The sequence below is a fragment of the Paeniglutamicibacter kerguelensis genome (assembly GCF_017876535.1).
GTDB classification, from domain to species: domain Bacteria; phylum Actinomycetota; class Actinomycetes; order Actinomycetales; family Micrococcaceae; genus Paeniglutamicibacter; species Paeniglutamicibacter kerguelensis.
In genome coordinates, this window is sequence record NZ_JAGIOF010000004.1 from 53632 (window position 1) to 74500 (window position 20869).

Consider the following 20869-nt stretch of genomic DNA (forward strand, 5'->3'; position numbering starts at 1 on the left):
TCCAGAGCAGGAACTACCCTGCCTGGGCCAGCACGAAGGGCAGCACGCCCGGCGCCCCCGCGGCGCGCAAGACGCGTGCCGCCTCGGTCAACGACCAGCGGCTGTCGGCCAGGTCGTCGATGAGCAGGATGGGACCCGGCGCGCCGGCCAACCGCTCGGCCATCTCGGCCGGAACCACAAACTGGTCCCAGACGGCCGCGAGCCTGAACGCGGAGTTGCCGCCCGAATCACCGCGCGGTCCCCCGCCCCGGTACTCGAGCTGGCCCAGGTACGGCAGCCGGCCGATCTCCGAGATCCCGTGGGCAAAGGAACCCACCAATTGGGGTCGCTTCCGCGACGGCATCGACACCACGGCAACCGGGCGGGTTTCCCATTTCCATTCGCTCAGGACCTTGACGCAGGCATCAAGCATCGGTTTGGCGATGGGTGCATCGGGCTCGTCGCTGTTTTCCAACAGTGCGCGCAGGCGCCCACCCCAACCGAGGTCGGTGAGGCGCGCCAGGGCCCGTCCGTCGGCGGCCTGGAGCTCCTGCTTGATCTTTCCCTTGAGCGGGACCCCGAGCTTCTCCATGCCGCCGGGATACATACGCCGGGCTTCGAGCAGCGCACCAACCCTGCCCAAGGCCGTCTGCGCCGAATCCTTGGCCGAATCCTGGATCTCGTCGCTGAACCACACACCGGCGCAGTTGTCGCACTTGCCGCACGGCGCGGCGGCGGGGTCGTCAAGCGCCTTCGCCAGGAACTCCATGCGGCAACCACGTGAATTTTCGTAGTCGATCATCGCAGTTTGCTCGGCCATCCGGGCCGCAGCCACGCGTGTGTAGCGTTCGGCGTCGTAGTACCAGGGGTTCCCGGTGCGGATCCAGCCGCCGGACACCCGTTCCACTGCGCCGTCCACGGCCAGCACCTTAAGCAGCAATTCCAGCGGAGTCCTGCGGATGTTGACCCGCGATTCCAGTGCCGGAACCGACATCGGACCCGCGGCCGCGCCGAGTTCCTGCAACACCGCGTGGGCGCGTTCCTCATCGGGCATGGAGCTTGTGGCGAAGTACCGCCAGATTTCCCGGTCCTCGGTGCCGGGCAGCAGCAACACGTCGGCGTTGATGCTGCCACGGCCGGCGCGGCCCACCTGCTGGTAGTACGCCACAGGCGAGCTGGGAGCGCCCACGTGGACAACGAACCCCAGGTCTGGCTTGTCAAAGCCCATGCCCAGGGCGCTGGTGGCGACCAGCGCCTTGACCTCGTTGTTCTTCAGCGCCGTTTCCGCGCGGTGGCGTTCCTCGGTGTCGGTGCGCCCGGAGTAGGCCAGCACCTTGTGCCCGGCCTCGGAGAGCAACCGGGTGATGTCCTCCGCGGCGGAGACGGTCAGCGTGTAGATGATGCCCGAACCGTGGAAGTCGTTCAGGTGGGTCAGCAGCCACGCGAATTGGGTGCGCGGAGAGGGAAGCCGCAGCACGCCCAGGCGCAGCGATTCGCGTGCGAGTGACCCGCGCAGGGTAAAGACGTCGGCCCCGCCCACGGCGAGCTGTTCCTGGACGTCGTGGACCACGCGCTCGTTGGCCGTGGCGGTCGTGGCCAACACCGGAATGGTTCTTGGAAGTGCGGTGATCAGGTCCTTGATGCGCCGGTAGTCCGGCCGGAAGTCGTGTCCCCAGTCGGAAATGCAGTGGGCTTCATCGATCACCAGCAGGCCCATGCGCTCCACGAGTGCGGGGAGCTGGGTGTCGCGGAACACCGGGTTGTTCAGGCGTTCGGGCGACACCAGGAGCACGTCCAGCTCGTCGTTGGCGAGCTTCTGCGCGATCTGTTCCCAGTCGAGGGCGTTGGCGGAATTGATTGCCTCGGCACGCACCCCTGCGCGCGACGCGGCGGCAACCTGGTCGCGCATCAGGGCCAACAGGGGCGAAACGATGAGCGTGGGTCCGGCGCCGCGGGCGCGCAGCAACAGTGAGGCCACGAAGTACACGGCCGACTTGCCCCAACCGGTGCGCTGCACCACCAGGGCCCTGCGGCCTCCGGCGACGAGCGCCTCGATGGCCTCATACTGGCCCTCGTGGAAGTCGGCGTCATCCCGGCCGACCAGGGATCGCAAGATGGCAGTTGCCTGGGCTCGCAGATCCGTTTCAATGCTGGGTGAGTAAGCGTCCATGCTCCCCAGTATTCCAGTGTCCGGTGACAGTTCGGGGCGCGCTTCCCCCGCACAGCCGCCCGAGTCCTATGGTGCTACTCACCTTCGTTGGGCAGAATCCCCGCTTGCCGGGCCCCAACCGCTAAGCTCTTGACTGTGAGTGTGGAAATCGATCTTTCAGAGTCCTTCAAGGCCTACGACGTGCGCGGCATTGTCGGGGCCTCCATTACTGCCGAAGCGGTCGAGGCCATCGGCGCCGCCTTTGTCGACGTGCTGGGCCTGTCGGGCCAGGACGTCCTGGTCGGCGGCGACATGCGTCCGTCCTCCCCCGAATTCGCCGCGGCCTTTGCCCGCGGAGCCGCCTACCGCGGCGCCAACCCGAAGATGCTCGGGTTGATTTCCACCGACGAACTGTACTTCGCCGCGGGGTCCCTGGACTGCGCGGGCGTTGTCTTCACCGCCAGCCACAACCCCGCCGCCTACAACGGCATCAAGATGGCCAAGGCCGGCGCCGTTCCGGTGTCCTCCGACACCGGGCTCTTTGACATCCGCGACCTGGCCCAGACCTACCTGGACGAGGGCCTTCCGGTGTCCACCGAAGCCCCCGAGGGAACCGTCTCCGAGGTCGACGTGCTCGCCGACTACGCCGACTACCTGCGCTCGCTGGTCGACCTTTCGGGCATCCGCCCGCTGAAGGTCGTTGTCGATGCGGGCAACGGCATGGGCGGGCTCACCACCCCGGCCGTCCTGGGTGATGCCATCCTGCCGGGGCTTCCGCTGGAAATCATCGACCTCTACTTCGAGCTCGACGGAACCTTCCCGAACCACCCGGCCAACCCGCTGGAACCGGAAAACCTGCGCGACCTGCAGGCCGCAGTCGTCAAGCACGGCGCCGACATCGGCCTGGCCTTCGACGGCGACGCCGACCGCTGCTTCGTGATCGACGAAAAGGGCGACCCGGTGTCCCCCTCGGCGATCACCGCGTTGGTTGCAGTGCGCGAGATCGCCCGCGCCAAGGCGGCAGGCGAGGAAACCCCCGTCATCATCCACAACCTGATCACCTCCCGCGCGGTGCCGGAGGCCGTCACCGCGGCCGGCGGCCGCCCGGTGGTCACCCGCGTGGGACACTCCTTCATCAAGGCCGTCATGGCCGAGGAAGGCGCCGCCTTCGGCGGCGAGCACTCCGCCCACTACTACTTCCGCGACTTCTACAATGCGGACACCGGCATGCTCGCGGCCATGCACGTGCTCGCGGCGCTGGGCCAGCAGGACACCCCGCTGAGCGACTTCGCGGCCGAATACGAGCCCTACGTGTCCTCCGGCGAGATCAACTCAGAGGTAGAGGACAAGGCGGGCGCCGTGGCACGGGTGCTGGAGGAATTCGCCAACGGCCACGACCTCAATCCCGACCACAGCGGTGTCGTCTGCCCTCCGTGCCATCCGGCATTGGAAAACTGCGAGACCGTTGTCAGCACCATGGACGGCACCACCGTCACGGCAACCGACGGGTCGTTCTGGTTCAACCTGCGCCCGTCGAACACCGAACCCTTCCTCCGTTTCAACGGTGAAGCAGTAGACCGCAAGACCATGGAACTCGTCCGTGACGGAGTCCTAGATATCGTAAGGAACAACGCATGAGCACCCCGGAAAACAAGATCGCCGAACTCGACGCGGCAGCCCAGCTGGAACTGAACAAGGTGCTGGGCACGGCCTTGGGCGTTGCCCGCGAACAGCTGGAGGAGCAGGGCGTTTTCCTGCCCTTCGCCATCGCCATCGAACCAGCGGCGGAAGACGCCGAACCGGAGCTGCGCCTGCTTGCAGTCCAGCCCACCGAGGACCCTGAAGATCCCGAGGCCGACATCGACGCGGAGGTCATGATGGCCGATCTCGTGCAGCTGCTGCAGTCCCAGCGCGACGACTTCAATGCCGTCGCCTTCGTCTCCGACGTGACCCTGCTCGAAGAGGGCAAGGACGCCGTCCACGTGGTGGCCGAGCACCGCGACGGCGGCGCCGTTGCCATCGTGCAGCCGTACACGTCGCCGGACCCGGAAACCGGCGAATGGGACTTCTCCGAGCCAAGCGCCGAAACCGGCGAACTGCAGGTGTGGATCTAGTTCCACCCAGCTAAAAACCGTAGCCCGGGCAGGATCCTTGCGATCTCCCGGGCTACGGTTTTCTGTCCGTTGGCCGCTCCTACGGAATGACCACCTTCTCTTGGCCGCGCTCCGCCTTGATCACCGGCAGCACCAGCCGGTCGGCGTTTGGCGCGCTGAGACGGATGCCGTCGGCGCCGTCGCCCAGCGCCTCGATCTGCCCGCCGATGTCCATGACATCGACGCCGCCCTCGAGTTCCACGGCAACAATCCCGGCCCCCTCGGTGCTGACGTCCCCGCCGATGCTGATCCGGCCCACGTGGCCCGCCGGCTTCACGCTGAGGGCGATTGCCGAAAGGTCCACCAGCACGCCCTTGACCAGCGACTGGCCGGTGCCGCCCTTGGTCATGATGCCCTGGGCGATCGTCAGCTCAGCCAGCTCCCTGCTGATCTGTACGCCCACGGCTCCGTCGCCGTAGGTGGCGATGGACTTGAAGGATGCGCGCCGGAGCGATCCGTCGTACACGTTGAACCCGCGGGCACCCAGCCCGTGGGTTTCGATGGCCGCACCGACGTTCAGTGAGTCGATGTCCCCGAAGTTCACGAATCCGATGCCGCTGGGGCCGTGCGAGGTCACGGGGGCCTGTGCGTTCCATCGCTGGACGCGCCCCCAGTTGTCCAGCACCATGTCGTTCGGGCCGTAGGTGGTGGTGCTTCCCAGGTTTTGCACCTCCTCGACCTCGGCACCGGCAATGACAAAGACGCCGCCGCTGATCAGGTCCGGGGTACCCGGGGCAATGCCACCATCGGAATGCACCTCGCCGGTGCTGAGCAGGTCCACCACTACGGTTCCGCCGTCGGGCTTGCCCGCATCATCCATGTGGCCGCCCACGAAGACCCCGCTGCCGCGGACCGGTTGACCGATGCTGCCGGCCGAGATGTTCTCCAGCCGGGCATGCAGCACCACGGCGGTGTCGGGCTGCTTGTTCCAGAGCGTAAAGGCCCCCTGCAGGGCTTCCACCCCGAAGCCCGTGGGCCTGTCGAAGCGGTCACGGGTGTCGGCCGCGGCCACATGGATGTCCTTGGCATGTATAGTTCCGGCGCGTACGTTGTCACTGGCCTGCAGGTAAATCTGGCCGCGCGTGGTGATGCCGCGCAGCGTGAGGGTTCCCAGGTCCTTGACCGATACGTCGTTGTAGATGGCGATTTCGTGCTCCGGCACGGTCACCGAGAGGTTCTCCACGGTGTTGTCGCTGCTGAGCCGCAACCCCTTGGCCCCGAATTCAAGGCCCCCGCCGCGCAGCGAAACACCTGGTGGCAGCGTGATCGACCCCAGGCCCGAGAGCGTGGTGGTCAGTTCGATTTTTTGGGCGCCTTCGCGGAACGCCCCAAGCAATTCCTCAACGGATCCCACAGTGCGCCAAGCCATCGCTCGTCACTTCCTCTTGAACATTTCATTGATTCCCGATCACGGGCCAAGGCAAACTCTAGGCTTCGATCCGGCGCATTTCCAGAAGTCGGCTATGGTTTCACCACCGACTCAGGGGCAATGATCGCGGCCGCTGAACGCACACAGTTCCCATGGAAAAACACCTGCAAGAATGGAAAGCGTGAAACTCAGCGCCTTTGTCGACGTGTGCCTACGCACCCTCATGCTGCTCGGCTCCCAGCGAGACCAACAGGTCACCACGCGGGAGATCGCCGAGCAGATCGGCGTGCCCTACAACCATGTCGCCAAGGCGGTTCTCGAATTGCGCAACCGGCGAGCCCTTGAGGTCACCCGCGGGCGCTATGGCGGCTCGCAAATCACAGAACACGGCCTGCAGCTGAGCGTTGGCGGGCTGATGCGCGATTTGGACGACCGCGACGACGTGGTCGACTGCGTGTCCGAGGCCGGAGTCCCCTGCCCCTTGCTGGCCCACTGCAAGTTGCGTTCGGCTTTGCGGCGGGCGCGCGAAGCCTTTTACGCGGAACTTGATTCGCTGCTCGTTGCGGACCTGACGGCGACTTCGGCAAAGGCACTGCTCCCCTTCCCGCTGGTTCACTAAACAGCCGGGTCCACTAAACGGTTCTTCGACGCGGCGGAACCGCCTCGATTTGCATCCATCTTCTACGTGGCGTAGAACTTAACTATCAATCTTGTATATCAAATGCAAGATAAAACCAACGTCTTCGCCAAGGAGCCACACCATGCTTTCCGAGAAGTCCCGCCCGGTCATTGAAGCCACCCTGCCGATCATCGGCGAACGGATCTCGCACATCACCCCCAAGTTCTACTCGCGGATGTTTGCGGCACGCCCGGAGCTCCTTGACGGACTGTTCTCCCGCGCGAACCAGAACAACGGCACGCAGCAGCAGGCCCTTGCGGGATCCATCGCGGCCTTCGCCAGCCACCTGGTCAACAATCCGGGCACCCTGCCGGAGGCGGTCCTGGCGCGCATCGCCCACAAGCACACCTCGCTGGGCATCGTCGAGGAGCAGTACGCCATCGTCTACGAGCACCTTTTCGCGGCCATCGTCGAGGACCTGGGCGAAGCAGTCACCCCGGAGGTCGCCGAGGCATGGACCGAGGTCTACTGGCTCATGGCGGACGCGCTCATCAAGATCGAAAAGGGCCTCTACGCAAAGCAGGCCAACAACAAGATCTGGACCGACTGGATGCTCGTTTCCAAGGAGGCGGCCGGCACCGGCTCGATCACCTTCCGCTTTGTCCCGGCCGACGACACCCCGGTCACCGTCGCCGAGCCCGGGCAGTTCGTCTCCGTCCGCGTTGCGCTGGCCGACGGCATTCGCCAGTGCCGCCAGTACACCCTGAGCGACGCGGCAACCTCCACCGCGGAGCGTGTCATCACCACGAAGTTCGACGAGGGCGGCGAGGTCTCGCCATTCATGCACCGGAACCTGTCCGTCGGCGACACCATTGAACTTTCCAACCCGTACGGCGACCTGACAATCGACACCACGGGCGCGCCGATCGTGCTGGCCACCGCGGGCATCGGCTGCACCCCGAGCGCCTCCGCGCTGGCAACGCTTGCCGCCGCAGGTTCCGACCGCCAGGTGCTGGTCCTGCATGCAGAGGCCACCGAGGATGCCTGGGCATTGAAGGAGCAGATGCGCGAATCCATCGAGGCGCTACCCAACGCCGAGCTGAAGCTGTGGCTCGAGGACATCACGGCCAAGACGGACAACACAGAAGCGACCGAGGGCTACATGGACCTGGCGGGACTCGACCTGCCGGCCGACGCCCGGCTGTACCTGTGCGGCCCGCTGCCGTTCATGCGTGCAGTCCGCTCGCAGGCCATCGATGCAGGAATCCCCGCCACGAACATCCACTACGAGGTGTTCGGCCCGGATCTCTGGCTCGCCGCCTAAGCGGCACCATGACCCACTTCCGGTCCGGCCCCAAGGGGCCGTTCCGGACGGGTTCCGCGACGTGAAGGGCCGCCGGCGAAATCGCCGGCGGCCCTTCACGCTTTGGCAGACCGCGGTCCGGGGCCGGCCTCGGACAGTGCCGCTAGGCGTTCGGCGCCTGCAGCCTCGGGTGGGCAATGCCCTTTTCTACCCACGAACGGACGGTTGCGTTGAAGAGGATCGGATCCTCGATGTTCCACTGGTGGTGCCTGCCCGCCGCCGTCCTGAACAGCGCCTGCGGCAGCACCCGTTCCAGCACGGGGAAGGACTTGGCAACGAGTTTGGGTTCCTTGCTGCCCGCGACGACCAACGCCGGACCCTTGTAGTCGCCCAGCTTTTCCGGCAGCCCGCCCGGATCGACCTCGTCCATGATGGCGCGCATGTTGTCGGTGCGCAGCTTGGTGCCGTGGTCGGCGAACAATTCCTTTTCATCGGCAACCATGCCGTAGGCGCCGGCCTGGAAGCGCCAATACCATTCGCTACTGAAGAGCTTGAGCTGGATTCGGCTCATCGCACGCATCGACGCGGAAACGCCGGCCGCGGGAACGCCCGAAATCATCAGCGACTCGACAAGTTCGGGGTGCCGCGCCGCGACGCGCAGGGCGATGGCGCCGCCCAGGGACAGGCCCACCAGGTGCGCCCCGCCGTTTGAGACCTCGTCGGCGATGATCGCGGCGACGTCGTCCGCCGCGCTGTCCAGACCCGCCCAGTCCTCGTCGGCGCGGGCCCCAAAGCCCGGCAGGTGCGGGGTCAGCACCTCATAGTCACTGAAGGCCCGCACCTGCGGATCCCAGCTCCAGTTCGCGACGTTTCCTCCGTGCAGGAAAACGATGGTCTGCGCGGCCTTGCCGTCGCGCCTGGCGCGCGTGGGGGCATGGAATTCCGGATATCCGCCCGGATCTCGATGCGCCTTGTCCGCCGGGGCCGCCGGTTCGACGACTGCGGTGGCGGGCGCTTCGGCATTGGGTGCTTCGGTCTTGGAAGCAGCCGGTGCGGCGGCGGGTTTGGCCGGCGACTTGGCTGGCTTCGGCACCCGGGGCGGGCGTGCCGGCTTTTCCTTCGCCGCGTCCTTGGCGGCTGACGCGGTTTCGGCCGCGGCTTTCCCGGTTGACGTTTTCTCGGCGGCCGGCTGCCCGGACGCATTCTTCTCGCCGGCGGCCGTTGCCTTGCCGTCCGCTTTCACTTTGTCCCCGCCGTCGACGGGGGCCTGGGATTCCGGAACCGGGTCGACGAATTCCTCGTCGGTTCCCGCGCCGCCGGCGATTGAATCGTTGTGCCGGCTCATGGCAGATGCTCCGAGACGGCTTCGAGCCATTCGAGTTCGGCCGCCGCATGGCGGATGCCGTTATCGAGTGTTGCCGCCATCAGGAAGCTTCGGCGGTCCGCTGCTGCACGCATGTCGATGTCCTCACGTTGCGAAAGGTATTCGTCGAGCAAATTCCGGGTGGCCCGGCGCCTGGCCTCGATCAATTCCACCACGCCGTCGCGCTCGAGCTCGGCGGCAAAAAAGACCCTCGCCAGGAACGGTTCGCGCGGAGCGTGCGCCGTGACGTCCGCTTCCAGCCACCGCACAAGGGTTTCTCGGCCAAGCTCCGTGATGTGGTGGACCTGCCGGTCGGGGTAGTTGCCCTGCTTGACCGTCAGGACCGTGGCGTGGCCGTCGTTGACCAATTGGGCCAGCGTTCGGTAGATCTGGGCCTTGTCCGCGTTCCAGAAATGGTTGATCGAGGAATCAAAGTGCTTCTTCAGCTCGTACCCGGTCATGGGTGCCAAACTCAGGAGCCCGAGGATCAAACGCGCGAGAATCATGCTTTCATCCTGACACATCCAGCTGGTGATTCAACTCGTAGCCACGCAATCCGGAACTTGCCGCCCCTTGTCAGTTGGTCATATTGGGGGTATATACGGCGGACTAGGAAGCACCCAGCGGCCAGATCACCGGGACCAGGAACAACGCAACCACCGCGTACAGCACCATGACGGCAAGGCCGAACTTCCAGTAGTCCCCGAAGCGGTATCCGGCCGGCTGCATGATCATCATGTTGGCCGGGGTTGCAACCGGGGTCAACAATGCCGCGGCGGAAGCCACGGAGACGCACATGAGGACCGCGATCGGGTTGATGCCCGACTCACCCGCGATCGACAGCGCAATGGGGATGATGATCAACGCGGTGGCGGTGTTGCTGATCAGTTGGCCGAGCACGGCCGTGACGGCGAAGATCGCGGCAAGCAAGAGCAGCGGCCCGGAGTCCCCGACGACCGAGATCATAGCCTCGGCGATCATCGTCGCGGTTCCGGTGGAGGTAATGGCCAGGGAGAGCGGAATCATGCCCGCGACAAGGATCAGCGTCTGCCAGGCCATCGAACGGTGCGCCTGCCCGGGGGTGATGACCCGCAACAGGACCATGGCGATCGCAGCGAGCATTGCTGCGATCGGGGCGGGGACGACGTTGGTGGTCAGCATCAGGACCATGGCCCCGAGCACGACGAGCGCGGGCACCGCCCCGGGGCCCAGCGGAACGGCCTGGCGCCGCACGGCATCCGGGGAGTCGACGAGTATGACCTGGTGGTCGGCCGTGTGCTTGTCCAGGGCGGACCAGGTGCCCTGCAACAGCAGGGTGTCCCCCGCGTTAACGCTGGCGCGGCCGAGGGTCGACGGGTGCCCGGGCCGCTGGTGGGAGAGCACCACCAGTGCACCGCTCTCGGTAATCATGCCCGGGTACGCCTCGGTGCCAACCAGGTCCGAGCGTGGCGGCACCACCACCTCGGCGACGCCGAAGGAGCTGCTGATCAGCCCACAAGTGGAATCCGCGGCCTGGATCAGGCCGTGGCGGGTCGCGAACGCGTCGATGATGCCCTGATCGCCGCGGACGATGACCTGGTCGCCCTCGGCAAGCAGCGGTGCGCTGCCGGGTTTCCCGGAGCGGTCCTGCACGCCGATCAGGAAGAGCCCCTCCGGGTGGTCGGCCAGCGGGTCCACGCTGGGCTGGCCGATGAGGCCGGACCCGGCCGGCACCTCCAGGCGGCTGAGCCCGTCGTTCCCTAGGTGGTAGCGCATCAGCGTTTCCCCGTGGGAGCTGAGGTCGCGCGTAAGCGTGTCCGGGTCCCGCCGCGGGATCAGCTTCGGACCCAGCCAGAGCGCCAGGCCGATGGTGCCGATGAGCAACGGCAGGCCCACCAGTCCGAATTCGAAGAAGCCGATGCCGCGGCCGGTGGAATCCAGTGCCGCCTCGAGGATCAGGATGTTCACGGGCGATCCGGTGAGCACCAGCAGGGAACCGGCATGCGCGGCAAAGGCCATGGGCATCAGCAGCTGCGCGGGTTCGCGCCCCAGCCGCACGGCCAACACCACGACCATCGGCAGCAGCGCCGCCACGGAGCCGTTGACGCTGATGAAGGCTGTGAGCACCGCGGTGATGCCCATGGTCAGCACCAGCAGGCGGGTGCGGCTGGTGCCGGAGAAGCGGATCAGCAACCCGCCCAGCCAGGTGGTGATGCCGGCTGCGTCGATGGCCTCGGCGACAACAAAAAGCGCTGCAATCAGCACCACGGTTCCGCTGCCGAAGCCCGAGTAGGAGTCCTCTGCACTGACGATCCCGGTGCCGAAAAGCGCCAGGGCCACACCGAGCGCGACGATCTCCACCGGAAGCTTGTTCCAGATGAACGCGGCAACGGCCAACGCAAGGATGACCAATGTGGTTGTGCTGTCGCTCATGGGGCAAACCCTAATACACGCCCGCCGGTTCGCGGAGCCTTGCCGGGCCGGGGAACAAGAACGGCGGGCCGGGGTGCGGAAACCAATCCGCACCCCGGCCCGCCGGGCGATGCCTACATACCTGGACTAGGCGCCCAGGCGTTCCCTCAGTCCGTCGAGTTCGGCCTGCAGGGAATCCGGCAGGGCATCACCGAAGTTGGCGTACCATTCCTCGATGCTGGCCAGCTCGGTGATCCATTCGTCCTTGTCGACGGTGACAGCGGCCTCGACCTCGGCCGGGGTCATGTCCAGGCCGGTCAGGTCCACGGAGTCGCCGGTCGGAACGTAGCCGATCGGGGTCTCGCGGGCGTCGGCCTTGCCCTCGATACGATCGATGGCCCACTTCAGCACGCGGGAGTTGTCCCCGAAGCCCGGCCAGGCGAACCCGCCCTCGGCGTTGCGTCGGAACCAGTTGACCAGGAAGATCTTGGGCAGGCGCGCCGGGTTGGCCTTGCCCTCGATGGAATCCCAGTGGTTCAGGTAGTCGCCGGCGTTGTAGCCGATGAACGGCAGCATGGCCATCGGGTCGCGGCGGACAACGCCCACGGCACCGGCAGCGGCTGCGGTGGTTTCCGAGGACAGGGTCGAACCCATGAAGATGCCGTTGGTCCAGCTACGGGCTTCGGTGACCAGCGGGATGGTGGTCTTGCGGCGGCCGCCGAAGAGGATGGCGTGGATTTCCACGCCTTCCGGGTTGTAGTACTCCGGGGAAAGCATGTCGATCTGGTCGATCGGCGTGCAGAAGCGGGAGTTCGGGTGTGCCGCAACACGGCCGGAATCCGGGGTCCAGTCGTTGCCCAGCCAGTCAGTCAGGTGCGCAGGCGCCTGGTCCGTCATGCCTTCCCACCAAACGCCACCGTCATCGGTGAGCGCAACGTTGGTGAAGATGGAGTTGCCCTTGGTGATGGCGCGCATGGCGTTGGGGTTGGTGGACCAGCCGGTGCCCGGGGCGACGCCGAAGAGGCCGTATTCCGGGTTGACGCCGCGAAGCTCGCCTTCCTTGCCGATGCGCATCCAGTTGATGTCATCGCCCAGGGTCTCGGCCTTCCATCCCTCGATGGTCGGATCCAGCAGGGCCAGGTTGGTCTTACCGCAAGCCGACGGGAAAGCGGCCGCCACGTTGTAGCTCTTGCCTTCCGGGTTGGTCAGCTTGAGGATGAGCATGTGCTCGGCAAGCCAGCCTTCGTCGCGGGCCATGACCGAGGCGATGCGCAGGGCGTAGCACTTCTTGCCCAGCAGGGCGTTTCCGCCGTAGCCCGAACCGTAGGACCAGATGGAGCGCTCTTCGGGGAAGTGCACGATCCACTTGTCCTCGTTGCACGGCCAGGCGACATCCTCGTCGCCCGGGGCCAGCGGGGCACCCACGGTGTGCAGCGCAGGAACGAAGAAGGCGTCCTCGGCTTCCATCTTGCGCAGCACATCGTTGCCGATGCGGGCCATGATGCGCATGGAAGTGACAACATAGGCCGAGTCCGAAATCTCAACACCGTACTGTGGCTGCTCGGCGTCGAGCGGGCCCATCACGAACGGGATGACATACATGGTGCGGCCACGCATGGAGCCGTCGAAAAGCCCGTTGAGCTTTTCCTTCATGACCGCCGGGGCCATCCAGTTGTTGGTGAAGCCGGCGTCGTGCTCGTTTTCCGAGCAGATGAAGGTGCGTTCCTCGACGCGGGCAACGTCCTTGGGATCGGAGAATGCAGCGAAGGAATTCGGGAACGATTCGTGCGTGAGCTTCTTCAGGGTGCCTGCAGCAACGAGTTCGGCGGTCAGTCGATCGTTCTCTTCCTGCGTGCCATCTACCCAATAGACATGGTCAGGCTGCGTCAGTTCCGCAACTTCCTGCACCCAAGCTGCCAGCTTTGAATGCGTAGTCGGTGCTGCATCGATGACCTTCTGGTCCGAGCTCTCGCTCATGTCCATTCCCTCCATTGGGCTGAATTTGCAATAAGTCGATGCTAGGTTGCCGACCAAAATAAGTCCTGTGACTCAGGTCGCCAAAATTCATGGAACAGGGTTACGCTCAAACCAAAACCGCTATTTTTCGGGACTTCGGTCCCGGCAAGTCCAGATCTTAAGTGACGAAGGTCACGTAGACCGGTATACCTCAACATTTGAGACACTGCGCAATCACTGGCCCGAGCCTTTCGATTTTGCGTGAGCCGGAATCGTCTGTATAGTTGTTCGAGGTCGAGCCGTGAGGCACGGACCGAATTGAATATGCGCCCATAGCTCAGCTGGATAGAGCGTCTGTCTACGGAACAGAAGGTCAGGGGTTCGAATCCCTTTGGGCGCACCAACAAGAAAAGCCACGAGAAATCGTGGCTTTTCTGCTTTTGGTTTCCGTTTGCCCGCTTCGGGTCGTGAAGGGCTCCGTCGATATCGCCGAACCCGCGCGATTGGCGGCCGCGCCTCAGGGCCTCGGCCCGAGGACCAGTCCGTCGATGCTTTCCAGCGGAACGGGGCCGTAGTCGCGCGAATCGATGGATCGCTCCCGGTTGTCGCCCATGACAAAAACGGTCCCGGCGGGAACCTCGGTGCGCGGATAGTAGGTTCCGTCGATCGTGGCCAAGTCAACGAACGGCTCGTTCACGGGGGACGAATCGACATACAGCACGGCGTCCTGGACCTCGATTTGCTGTCCTCCGACGGCCACCACTCGCTTGATCACGGGCGTGCCGTCCGCCGGGGACGGGAAGACCACCAGATCACCGGAATGCACGCCGGAGAGTTCCGGCCCCGGCTTGAAGACAAACACCAGACTGCCGGCACCGACCGTGGGTTCCATGCTGTCCGATTCCACGGCGACCGGCTCCAGGATCCAGAGCCGGCACGACAAGGCAAGGAGCACCGCGAGGACGACGGCAACAGCCTTTCCCCGCCGCCGGGGAAGAGCCCGCGCGCCGGGGCGGTCCGTCCTGGCCGCGCTCACGCCGGCCCTGTTTCCGGGTCCAGCTTGGCCGGCGCGGCCAAGATCGGATCATTGACGTCGGGATCATTCACGCCCAGGCCCACCCGGAACTGGAACATCATGGAGTGGTCCTCGTGGACGAGGTTGTGGCAGTGCACCATGTAACGGCCCTTGTGCGGACCGAATTGCATGATCACCTGGATCTTCTCGTTTTCTCCGACGTACATCACATCCTTCGGCCCCCGTTCCCAGGCCGCGGGTGGCTTGCCGTTGCGGCTCAGGATCTGGAAATCAATCAGGTGGATGTGGATGGGATGGAACCAGCCGCCGGACTTGTTCTCGAGTTCCCAGATTTCCACGGCGCCCAGCTTGGGGTCCGCGCCGGCGAGCTTGAAGTTGCTGGCGATGACGTCTTCCCAGGTCATGCTGCTGATGTTCCACGGCCCGTCCTCGTCGCCCCGCTGCACCCTGAACTGGCGTTTTTTGACCGCGTCGTTCTTGGTCAGCCGCATCACGTGGCTGTCCACCAGCGTGGTGGGGATGTAGTTCCACTTCGGGTCCAGCTTCATCTCCTTCTCGCTAGGCGGCGCGACGACTTCGAAGGCCATGATCTTGTTCGTGTTGTCGAAGTCCCGGTTGTTTTCGTTCGACAGGTTCCGCAATTCGATCCGTTGGCCCGGCTTGTACTTGCTGAAGTCGATCAGCACCTCGTACCGTTCGGCCGATCCGTGGCGCCAGTACTTGACGGCCTGGGTCGTCGGCATCAGCCCGCCGTCGGTGGCGACCACATAGACAGGGTCCCCCGTGCTGAGCGTCGGCCTGTACGAGCGCGAGACCGAGGCGTTGAGGACCCGGAAGCGGTAAACCCGGGGCTGGACCTTCATCAGCGGCCAGGGCCTGCCGTTGACCAGGACCACGTCGCCCCAGAGGCCTGAACGGTTCCGGTCGTCGTAGCCAAGGCTGCCGTTCGCTGCGAACATCGCGTCACTGATCACAATGGGAACGTCAAAGGCTCCCTGCGGCAGTAGCGCCCGCTCCGCCTTGTCATGCATGATGTACATCGCCGCGAGGCCGGAATAGACATTCTGGGCAGTGAAATGGACGCCGTGGTCGTGGTACCAGAGCGTGCGGGCAGGCTGGAAGTTCGGGTAGAAATAGTCCTTGTAGAACCCGGGCAAAGTCACATCGCTGGCATAGCCGTCATACTGCGGCAGTGATGCCGAGCCGTGCAGGTGGGTGGAAGTCGCAAGCAGATGGCCGAGCGTCGGGTGGTTTTTCGGCAGCTGGTTGCGCATGTGCACCATTGAGCGGGTGCCTTGTTCCAGCTCGATGGTGGGGCCGGGGAAGATGCCGTTGAATCCGAGGATGTTGGTAGTCTTCCGCGGCAAGATCTGCGCGGAGGCCTGGCGCATGGTGATCCGATAATGGTTCACCTTGGCGCCGTCGGGGTCCGTCGTGACGTACTGCGGTGTCAAGACCGGCGGCCGGACGAAAGCGGCCGCATACGGCCTGGGCATGTCACTGTCCTTCAATTGGCTCGCGGACTTCGCAGAAACCGTGGAAATCGGCACCGTCACCAGACCTGCACCGATAATTCCAAGACCCCCAAGCCCTCCAAATTTGATGAGTTCCCGCCTTGATACTGACATTTCGAGTCACCTCCCAATAGCTGACTGGTCTTTCGTGAAACGCAGGCGATCAGCCACCGGAATGGTGTTCCTTGCCGAGCGAGAGCCTGCTGCCGGTTGGGCCTTCGAGAACCAGGGCAATCGCCTTGTTTGGCAGTTCGAAAACCATCGTGGCACTGACCGATTCACCTTCGTCCACGAGTGTGGATTCGGGAGACGACCACAGCGGGCCGGGCCGACCGGAGCCGAGTCCGTCGACGATGAAGCCCGCCGGATCCAGCCGCAGTCCGCCCGGCTCCATGGCCGTGAACTGCACCTCGATCCGCACCCGGTGGGCCCCCTTCTGGACACCCTGCTGGAGGGCGGCGACAGGAGAGGGCGACTGCCATCCATCCAATTCAACCGGGACAACGCCGGTGATCATCGCGATGCCGCCGGGAACCTCCCCCGGAGCCCCCAACTGCACGCTTGGCTTGGCCTCGGCCGTGGCGAACAGGTAGCCGAGCCCGATGGCGAGTATGCACAAAAATGCAAGGGGGATGAAGATAAAGCGCCGCCGCCGGATCCTTGCAGGCCGGGTCTTGTGTTCCACACCAGTTCCCATGCCCATGATTTTCCGCATACGACCTTGGGGAAACCATGTTTGCCTTGACCTGCGGGAGGATCGCTGGCGGGCCAGATAGCATCCGGTGCATGCCGTTGAAAACATCCCGAGTCCGGGGAATCAGTCGGCTCAAGAAGCGTCGTGGTCCTCGTGGACGACGAACACATTCCCCGGCCGCGGCACCGATGTGTTCCATGCTGCGGGGCACGGCGTTCGGGATGCACAGGACGCCATAGGCGAGCCAGATGACAACGCCGGTCCAGACCCGCGGTCGAATGCGCGGCCCGGCGGCGCGGCGATCTGTCCTGGAGTCCCGCTTCCGCGCGCCCTTGATGGCGCGGTACCTGCTGTCCTTCGGGAACGAAGGACAGCAGGTACCTTGTGCCGCTACCAGATCCCGGGCAGCAATCGCTTCGTACGGGACATGTACTGCGCATAGGGATCGCCCAGCTTGGCAAGCAGGGCCGCTTCCTCAACGTGGATGCGGAAGACCAAGCCAACCAACGGAAGAACGATGAGAACGAGCAGAGAAAGCCAGTTTCCGAGCGCCAGGCCCATTCCGGCGAACGCAACGATCAAGCCGGTGTAGCTCGGGTGGCGAACACGCCTGTATGGGCCGGAGGTTACGACGTGCTGGCCCGCCACCACGCGGACATCCGCGGTAAAGAAGTGTCCCAGCGTCCTGATCGCCCACAGCCTGAACAGCGACCCGGCAACCATGACGACGATCCCCAGGATGAACACGGACCACCTGGTGACGGGGCTGTCAGGCGCGATCGTGGCTGCCAACACCTTGTTGGAAACTGGAAAACCAATGCCGAACCCCAGGGCAGTCGTCAGCGCGACGACCAGCAACGACCCTCGGTCCAGCGCGGGCTCCCGCAATGTGCTGGCTCCACCCCACCAACCCGCGCCTCCCATTTGAAGGTTGACCAAGACAAAGCCGGCGAACGCCGCCGCGAAGACCGTAGCGGCAGGCAACGACTCGAACGGTAGCGGTTTCATTCGGTTTACCCCCTCTCATTGGCGGGCAGCCGCATCATGATTGCGGTCATTTTTCAGTGTGGCACGCCCTGATTGGCAGGGGGAAGCGGCCCCCTCGACGTGGCCACGGTTTTCCCCTAGCGTGCCGTTTTCGGTTCGCGGCTCGCCCGAATCAATTCGGCGTAGGCCAGACCGCTGTCCTTGATCGTTCGAACCTGGGTGTCGTAGTCGACCCGGACGATGCCGAAACGCTTTCCGTAGCCCCAGGCCCATTCGAAGTTGTCCAGCAGCGACCACACGAAATACCCCCGTACATCCACCCCGTCCTCGATGGCCCCGGCCACGGCGCCGATGTGCTCCATGATGTAATCGCGGCGTTCGGGATCCGCGACACTGCCGTCGGCCTCCACGCGGTCCTCGTAGGCCGCACCGTTCTCGGTGATGTAGAGGGCCTGCAGGTCGGGGTAGTCGTTCGCCAGCCGGTTGAGCAGCACTCGCAGCCCCTGCGGGTTGACCTCCCAGCCCATGGCCGTGCGCGGCAGGTTCCGGCTCGGAAAGCTCACGTATTCGCTGCCCACGAACGGGGATGACTTCGTGGACCCTGTCGGCAGCAGCGGCGCCGCTTCGCCCGCGGGCAGCGGATGCCCCGAGACGTTGTCGTCGTGGTAGTGATTGACCCCAAGGAAATCGATCGGCTGGTGGATGGTTTCCAGGTCCCCGTCCTGGATGACCTCCCCGAGGCCCAGCCCCTCTACGTCGCGGAGCAGATCAGCGGGATAGGAACCCCGCAGGACCGGGTCCAGGAACATCCGGTTCCACAATGCATCAATGCGGCGGGCTGCTTCCTCGTCCGCCGGGTCATTTGGATCGTTGGGCACGGCGTTGGTGAGGTTCAGGGTGATGCCGATTTCCCTTGCGCCGAGCTCGCGCAGGCGTTTGGCCACCAGGCCGTGTGCAAGGTGCTGGTGGTGCACGGCTGCCAAGGCCGCGCGCGGTTCCGTTCTCCCCGGGGCGTGTTCCCCGGCGGCATATCCGATGAGTGACGAGCACAGCGGTTCGTTGAACGTCGTCCAGTGGGCGACCCTGTCCCCCAGCGCTCCGTGGACGGCCTCGGCGTAATCCGCGAAACGGTGGGCCGTCTCGCGGTTGGCCCATCCGCCGCGTTCCTCGAGCTCCTGGGGAAGGTCCCAGTGGTAGAGCGTGAGCCAGGGCAGGATTCCGGCCTCGAGGAGTTCGTCCACCAGCCGGCCGTAGAAGTCCAGTCCCTTCTGGTTCACCGTTCGTCCGCCGGGGACGACACGCGCCCAGCTGGTGGAGAACCGATACGAATCCAGTCCCAAGGTTTTCATGATTCCCACGTCTTGGGCATAGCGGTGGTAGTGGTCAACGGCGGTTTCCAAGTTGTGCCCGCCCGAGATCGCCCCCGGCACCCTGGCAAAGGCATCCCAGATCGAGTCTTCTTTGCCGTCTTGGCGTGCCGCCCCCTCGATCTGCGCCGCTGCGGTGGCCGAGCCCCACAGGAAACCCTGGGGCCATGGAAATTCTTGGGCTTCTAGGTTGCTTTTCATTCCTTGACGGCTCCTGCCATGATTCCTGGACCGAGGTTTCGCGGACACGGCCGGAGAACGGTGCCCGCTTCCACTTGAAGCGGAGCTTGGCGAGGGAATCGCCGGCCAGCATGGAGAAACCGAGAATGGGCGGCGTGGCCACCGGGGACACCATCTCACTGTTGCCCAGTGCCGCCCGGAAATCAACCACCGGAAAACTTCGGCGACAGTGGCCCCCGAAGCGCCCCTCCGGCAGCAACGCCGGCCACCGACAAAATCGGGGCTCCCGCCCCACGATGACGTGATGTCGCGCACTGTTTGCCCGCTTGGATCGACCAGCGGGCCAAAGCTATGTATAGTTGTTCGAGGTCGAGCCGCGAGGCACGGACCGAATTGAATATGCGCCCATAGCTCAGCTGGATAGAGCGTCTGTCTACGGAACAGAAGGTCAGGGGTTCGAATCCCTTTGGGCGCACCAACAAGAAAAGCCACGAGAAATCGTGGCTTTTCTGCTTTCCAGCGCGGTTCCCAGCCGGGCGAAGTTCGAGATCCCCATGCCAATGGCGCGTACCAACACGAACGCGCGTCCCGCCACGTCATCCGTATCCGTGGCGACCACATCGAGACCGCCCGCTTGGACTTTTCGCGCCGCCATGGTCACGGTATTGCCGGGATCCCCGGAATCCCGCCTCAGGCGCGGGCCCGGCCCAAGCCACTTCAGGGAAGTGTCTGGGCGGCGAGGCACGTCGGGCTCTCGAGCTTCAGGCAGCTCAGCCGGCGGTCGGGCCTTCCGTCCTCTGCATTCAGCCCGAACGCCACGATGGTGTTGGAAAGCTGGTTTGCGACGATCAGCGCCTGCCCTGCCTGAACATGGTGCCGCGGCCAATCGCCGGCGCACGATTCCATGCCGATCGGCAGCGGCACCCCGTCGGCACCGATACCCAGCACCGCGATCGAGCCCGCGCCGCGCACTCCCACGTAGAGCCGGTTGGCCCGCGAGTCCAGGGATATCTCCGAGGGATAGTGTTCCCCGGGGATGAACGCGTCGCCCAATGCCGTGCGAGAGCGGACCTCGTAGCCGCCCTCCTGGCTCGGGGCCAGCATGATGATTTCAACGCTGTGTTCGGTGACCACGTAGATCAAGCCGGAGGGGTGCTCAACCAGGTGGCGGGGGCCGTCGCCCTTGTTCAGGATGATGCGTTGGCGCAACACCAGCTGGCCGGCCACCAAATCCCAGACGCGCAGGCTGTCGTGACCCAGATCGGTGGTGATGATGCGGCCGTTGCGTAGCGTGGCGCTTTGGTGGGAGCGCGACGCCCGCGGCGCGTGGCCCTCCCTGGCATAGGGGTCTTCCGAGGCCACGGCCAAGTGTGGTTCCCCCAGCGAGCCGTCGGCGGCAATCGGGTAGGCAAGGACCCTGCCGTCCCCGTAGCAACTGCCGATCAGCGTGCTTCCCACGGCGTCAAGGGTGAGGTGGCAGAGCAGGGCGCCGGCAGCCACGGGGCGGCCAAGGGATTCGACCTTGTTGGAGGAAACGACCCGGTAGGCAGCGATTTCGCCACGGTGCTCGAGCGCCGCATAGATGACGGGGAGTCCAGGGTGCGCGGTGATCCAGGAAGGGGAATCGGCAGGGTGGGCCAGCCCAAGGTCATGCAGCGACCCGTTGCGATACTCGATCGCACGAATTCCTTGGCTTGTGCCGCCGCCATCCGGCGAATAGGCGCCGACCCAGTACTGGTTTCCCATTTAATAATCTTCTCGCGACCGGCCCCCTTCGGGCGCTGTCGGCTGCCAATCGATACCTGATTG

16 protein-coding genes and 2 tRNA genes are annotated in these 20869 nt (G+C 64.9%); 6 read left to right on the forward strand and 12 right to left on the reverse strand.

Features of this window, described 5'->3' with window-relative positions; genetic code table 11:
- Nucleotides 1–13 precede the first annotated feature (13 nt).
- Nucleotides 14–2149, reverse strand: coding sequence for a RecQ family ATP-dependent DNA helicase (locus JOF47_RS19730; RefSeq protein ID WP_210002135.1), 2136 nt, complete (start codon nucleotides 2147–2149; stop codon nucleotides 14–16).
- Between the two features lie 135 nt (nucleotides 2150–2284).
- Here JOF47_RS19730 and JOF47_RS19735 point away from each other — a divergent pair, with 135 nt between their 5' ends.
- The gene (locus JOF47_RS19735; protein WP_342592872.1) at nucleotides 2285–3766 is read left to right on the forward strand and encodes a phosphomannomutase/phosphoglucomutase; all 1482 of its coding nucleotides are present in this window, start codon (nucleotides 2285–2287) and stop codon (nucleotides 3764–3766) included.
- Entirely contained in the window at nucleotides 3763–4242 is a 480-nt protein-coding gene (locus JOF47_RS19740) for a hypothetical protein (RefSeq protein WP_210002139.1), read from the forward strand. The genes JOF47_RS19735 and JOF47_RS19740 overlap by 4 nt, the downstream gene beginning before the upstream one ends.
- Before the next feature lie 79 nt (nucleotides 4243–4321).
- On the opposite strand, the gene JOF47_RS19745 is transcribed toward JOF47_RS19740, so the two are convergent.
- Nucleotides 4322–5650: a hypothetical protein gene (locus JOF47_RS19745; protein WP_210002141.1), complete on the reverse strand. Its 1329-nt coding sequence runs from the start codon at nucleotides 5648–5650 to the stop codon at nucleotides 4322–4324.
- 172 nt (nucleotides 5651–5822) lie between these two features.
- Here JOF47_RS19745 and JOF47_RS19750 point away from each other — a divergent pair, with 172 nt between their 5' ends.
- Nucleotides 5823–6269 carry an RrF2 family transcriptional regulator gene (locus JOF47_RS19750; RefSeq protein WP_245357075.1) on the forward strand — a complete coding sequence of 149 codons (447 nt, stop codon included), beginning with the start codon at nucleotides 5823–5825 and terminating at the stop codon, nucleotides 6267–6269.
- A 142-nt stretch (nucleotides 6270–6411) separates the two neighbouring features.
- Nucleotides 6412–7593 carry a globin domain-containing protein gene (locus tag JOF47_RS19755; protein WP_210002145.1) on the forward strand — a complete coding sequence of 394 codons (1182 nt, stop codon included), beginning with the start codon at nucleotides 6412–6414 and terminating at the stop codon, nucleotides 7591–7593.
- Nucleotides 7594–7735: 142 nt separating this feature from the next.
- On the opposite strand, the gene JOF47_RS19760 is transcribed toward JOF47_RS19755, so the two are convergent.
- From JOF47_RS19760 to JOF47_RS19775, 4 genes are all read right to left on the reverse strand, one after another.
- Nucleotides 7736–8917: an alpha/beta fold hydrolase gene (locus JOF47_RS19760; protein ID WP_210002147.1), complete on the reverse strand. Its 1182-nt coding sequence runs from the start codon at nucleotides 8915–8917 to the stop codon at nucleotides 7736–7738.
- Complete coding sequence (locus JOF47_RS19765; protein ID WP_210002149.1) at nucleotides 8914–9441, reverse strand: PadR family transcriptional regulator; 528 nt, start codon at nucleotides 9439–9441, stop codon at nucleotides 8914–8916. Before JOF47_RS19765 ends, JOF47_RS19760 begins: the two co-directional genes overlap by 4 nt.
- Before the next feature lie 103 nt (nucleotides 9442–9544).
- The gene (locus JOF47_RS19770; protein WP_210002151.1) at nucleotides 9545–11347 is read right to left on the reverse strand and encodes an SLC13 family permease; all 1803 of its coding nucleotides are present in this window, start codon (nucleotides 11345–11347) and stop codon (nucleotides 9545–9547) included.
- 126 nt (nucleotides 11348–11473) lie between these two features.
- Entirely contained in the window at nucleotides 11474–13303 is a 1830-nt protein-coding gene (locus JOF47_RS19775; protein WP_210002153.1) for a phosphoenolpyruvate carboxykinase (GTP), read from the reverse strand.
- 305 nt (nucleotides 13304–13608) lie between these two features.
- Here JOF47_RS19775 and JOF47_RS19780 point away from each other — a divergent pair.
- Nucleotides 13609–13685, forward strand: a tRNA-Arg gene (locus JOF47_RS19780).
- Nucleotides 13686–13799: 114 nt separating this feature from the next.
- On the opposite strand, the gene lepB is transcribed toward JOF47_RS19780, so the two are convergent.
- The 5 genes from lepB to JOF47_RS19805 form a co-directional block, all read right to left on the reverse strand.
- Nucleotides 13800–14318, reverse strand: coding sequence for a signal peptidase I (gene lepB / locus JOF47_RS19785; protein ID WP_342592873.1), 519 nt, complete (start codon nucleotides 14316–14318; stop codon nucleotides 13800–13802).
- A complete protein-coding gene (locus JOF47_RS19790) occupies nucleotides 14315–15814 on the reverse strand; it encodes a multicopper oxidase family protein (RefSeq protein ID WP_245357076.1) in 1500 nt (499 codons plus the stop codon). Before JOF47_RS19790 ends, lepB begins: the two co-directional genes overlap by 4 nt.
- Before the next feature lie 181 nt (nucleotides 15815–15995).
- Nucleotides 15996–16529, reverse strand: a complete 534-nt coding sequence (locus JOF47_RS19795; RefSeq protein WP_210002157.1) for a hypothetical protein — start codon at nucleotides 16527–16529, stop codon at nucleotides 15996–15998.
- A gap of 387 nt (nucleotides 16530–16916) precedes the next feature.
- Complete coding sequence (locus JOF47_RS19800; protein ID WP_210002159.1) at nucleotides 16917–17534, reverse strand: methyltransferase family protein; 618 nt, start codon at nucleotides 17532–17534, stop codon at nucleotides 16917–16919.
- A 116-nt stretch (nucleotides 17535–17650) separates the two neighbouring features.
- Entirely contained in the window at nucleotides 17651–19081 is a 1431-nt protein-coding gene (locus JOF47_RS19805; protein ID WP_210002161.1) for a GH1 family beta-glucosidase, read from the reverse strand.
- A 380-nt stretch (nucleotides 19082–19461) separates the two neighbouring features.
- Between JOF47_RS19805 and JOF47_RS19810 the strand changes: the two genes are divergently transcribed.
- Nucleotides 19462–19538 (forward strand) — tRNA-Arg (locus JOF47_RS19810).
- A gap of 239 nt (nucleotides 19539–19777) precedes the next feature.
- Here the strand turns inward: JOF47_RS19810 and JOF47_RS19815 are convergent.
- Nucleotides 19778–20806 (reverse strand): lactonase family protein, encoded by a 1029-nt coding sequence (locus JOF47_RS19815; RefSeq protein ID WP_210002163.1) that lies wholly within the window; start codon nucleotides 20804–20806, stop codon nucleotides 19778–19780.
- Nucleotides 20807–20869 lie beyond the last annotated feature (63 nt).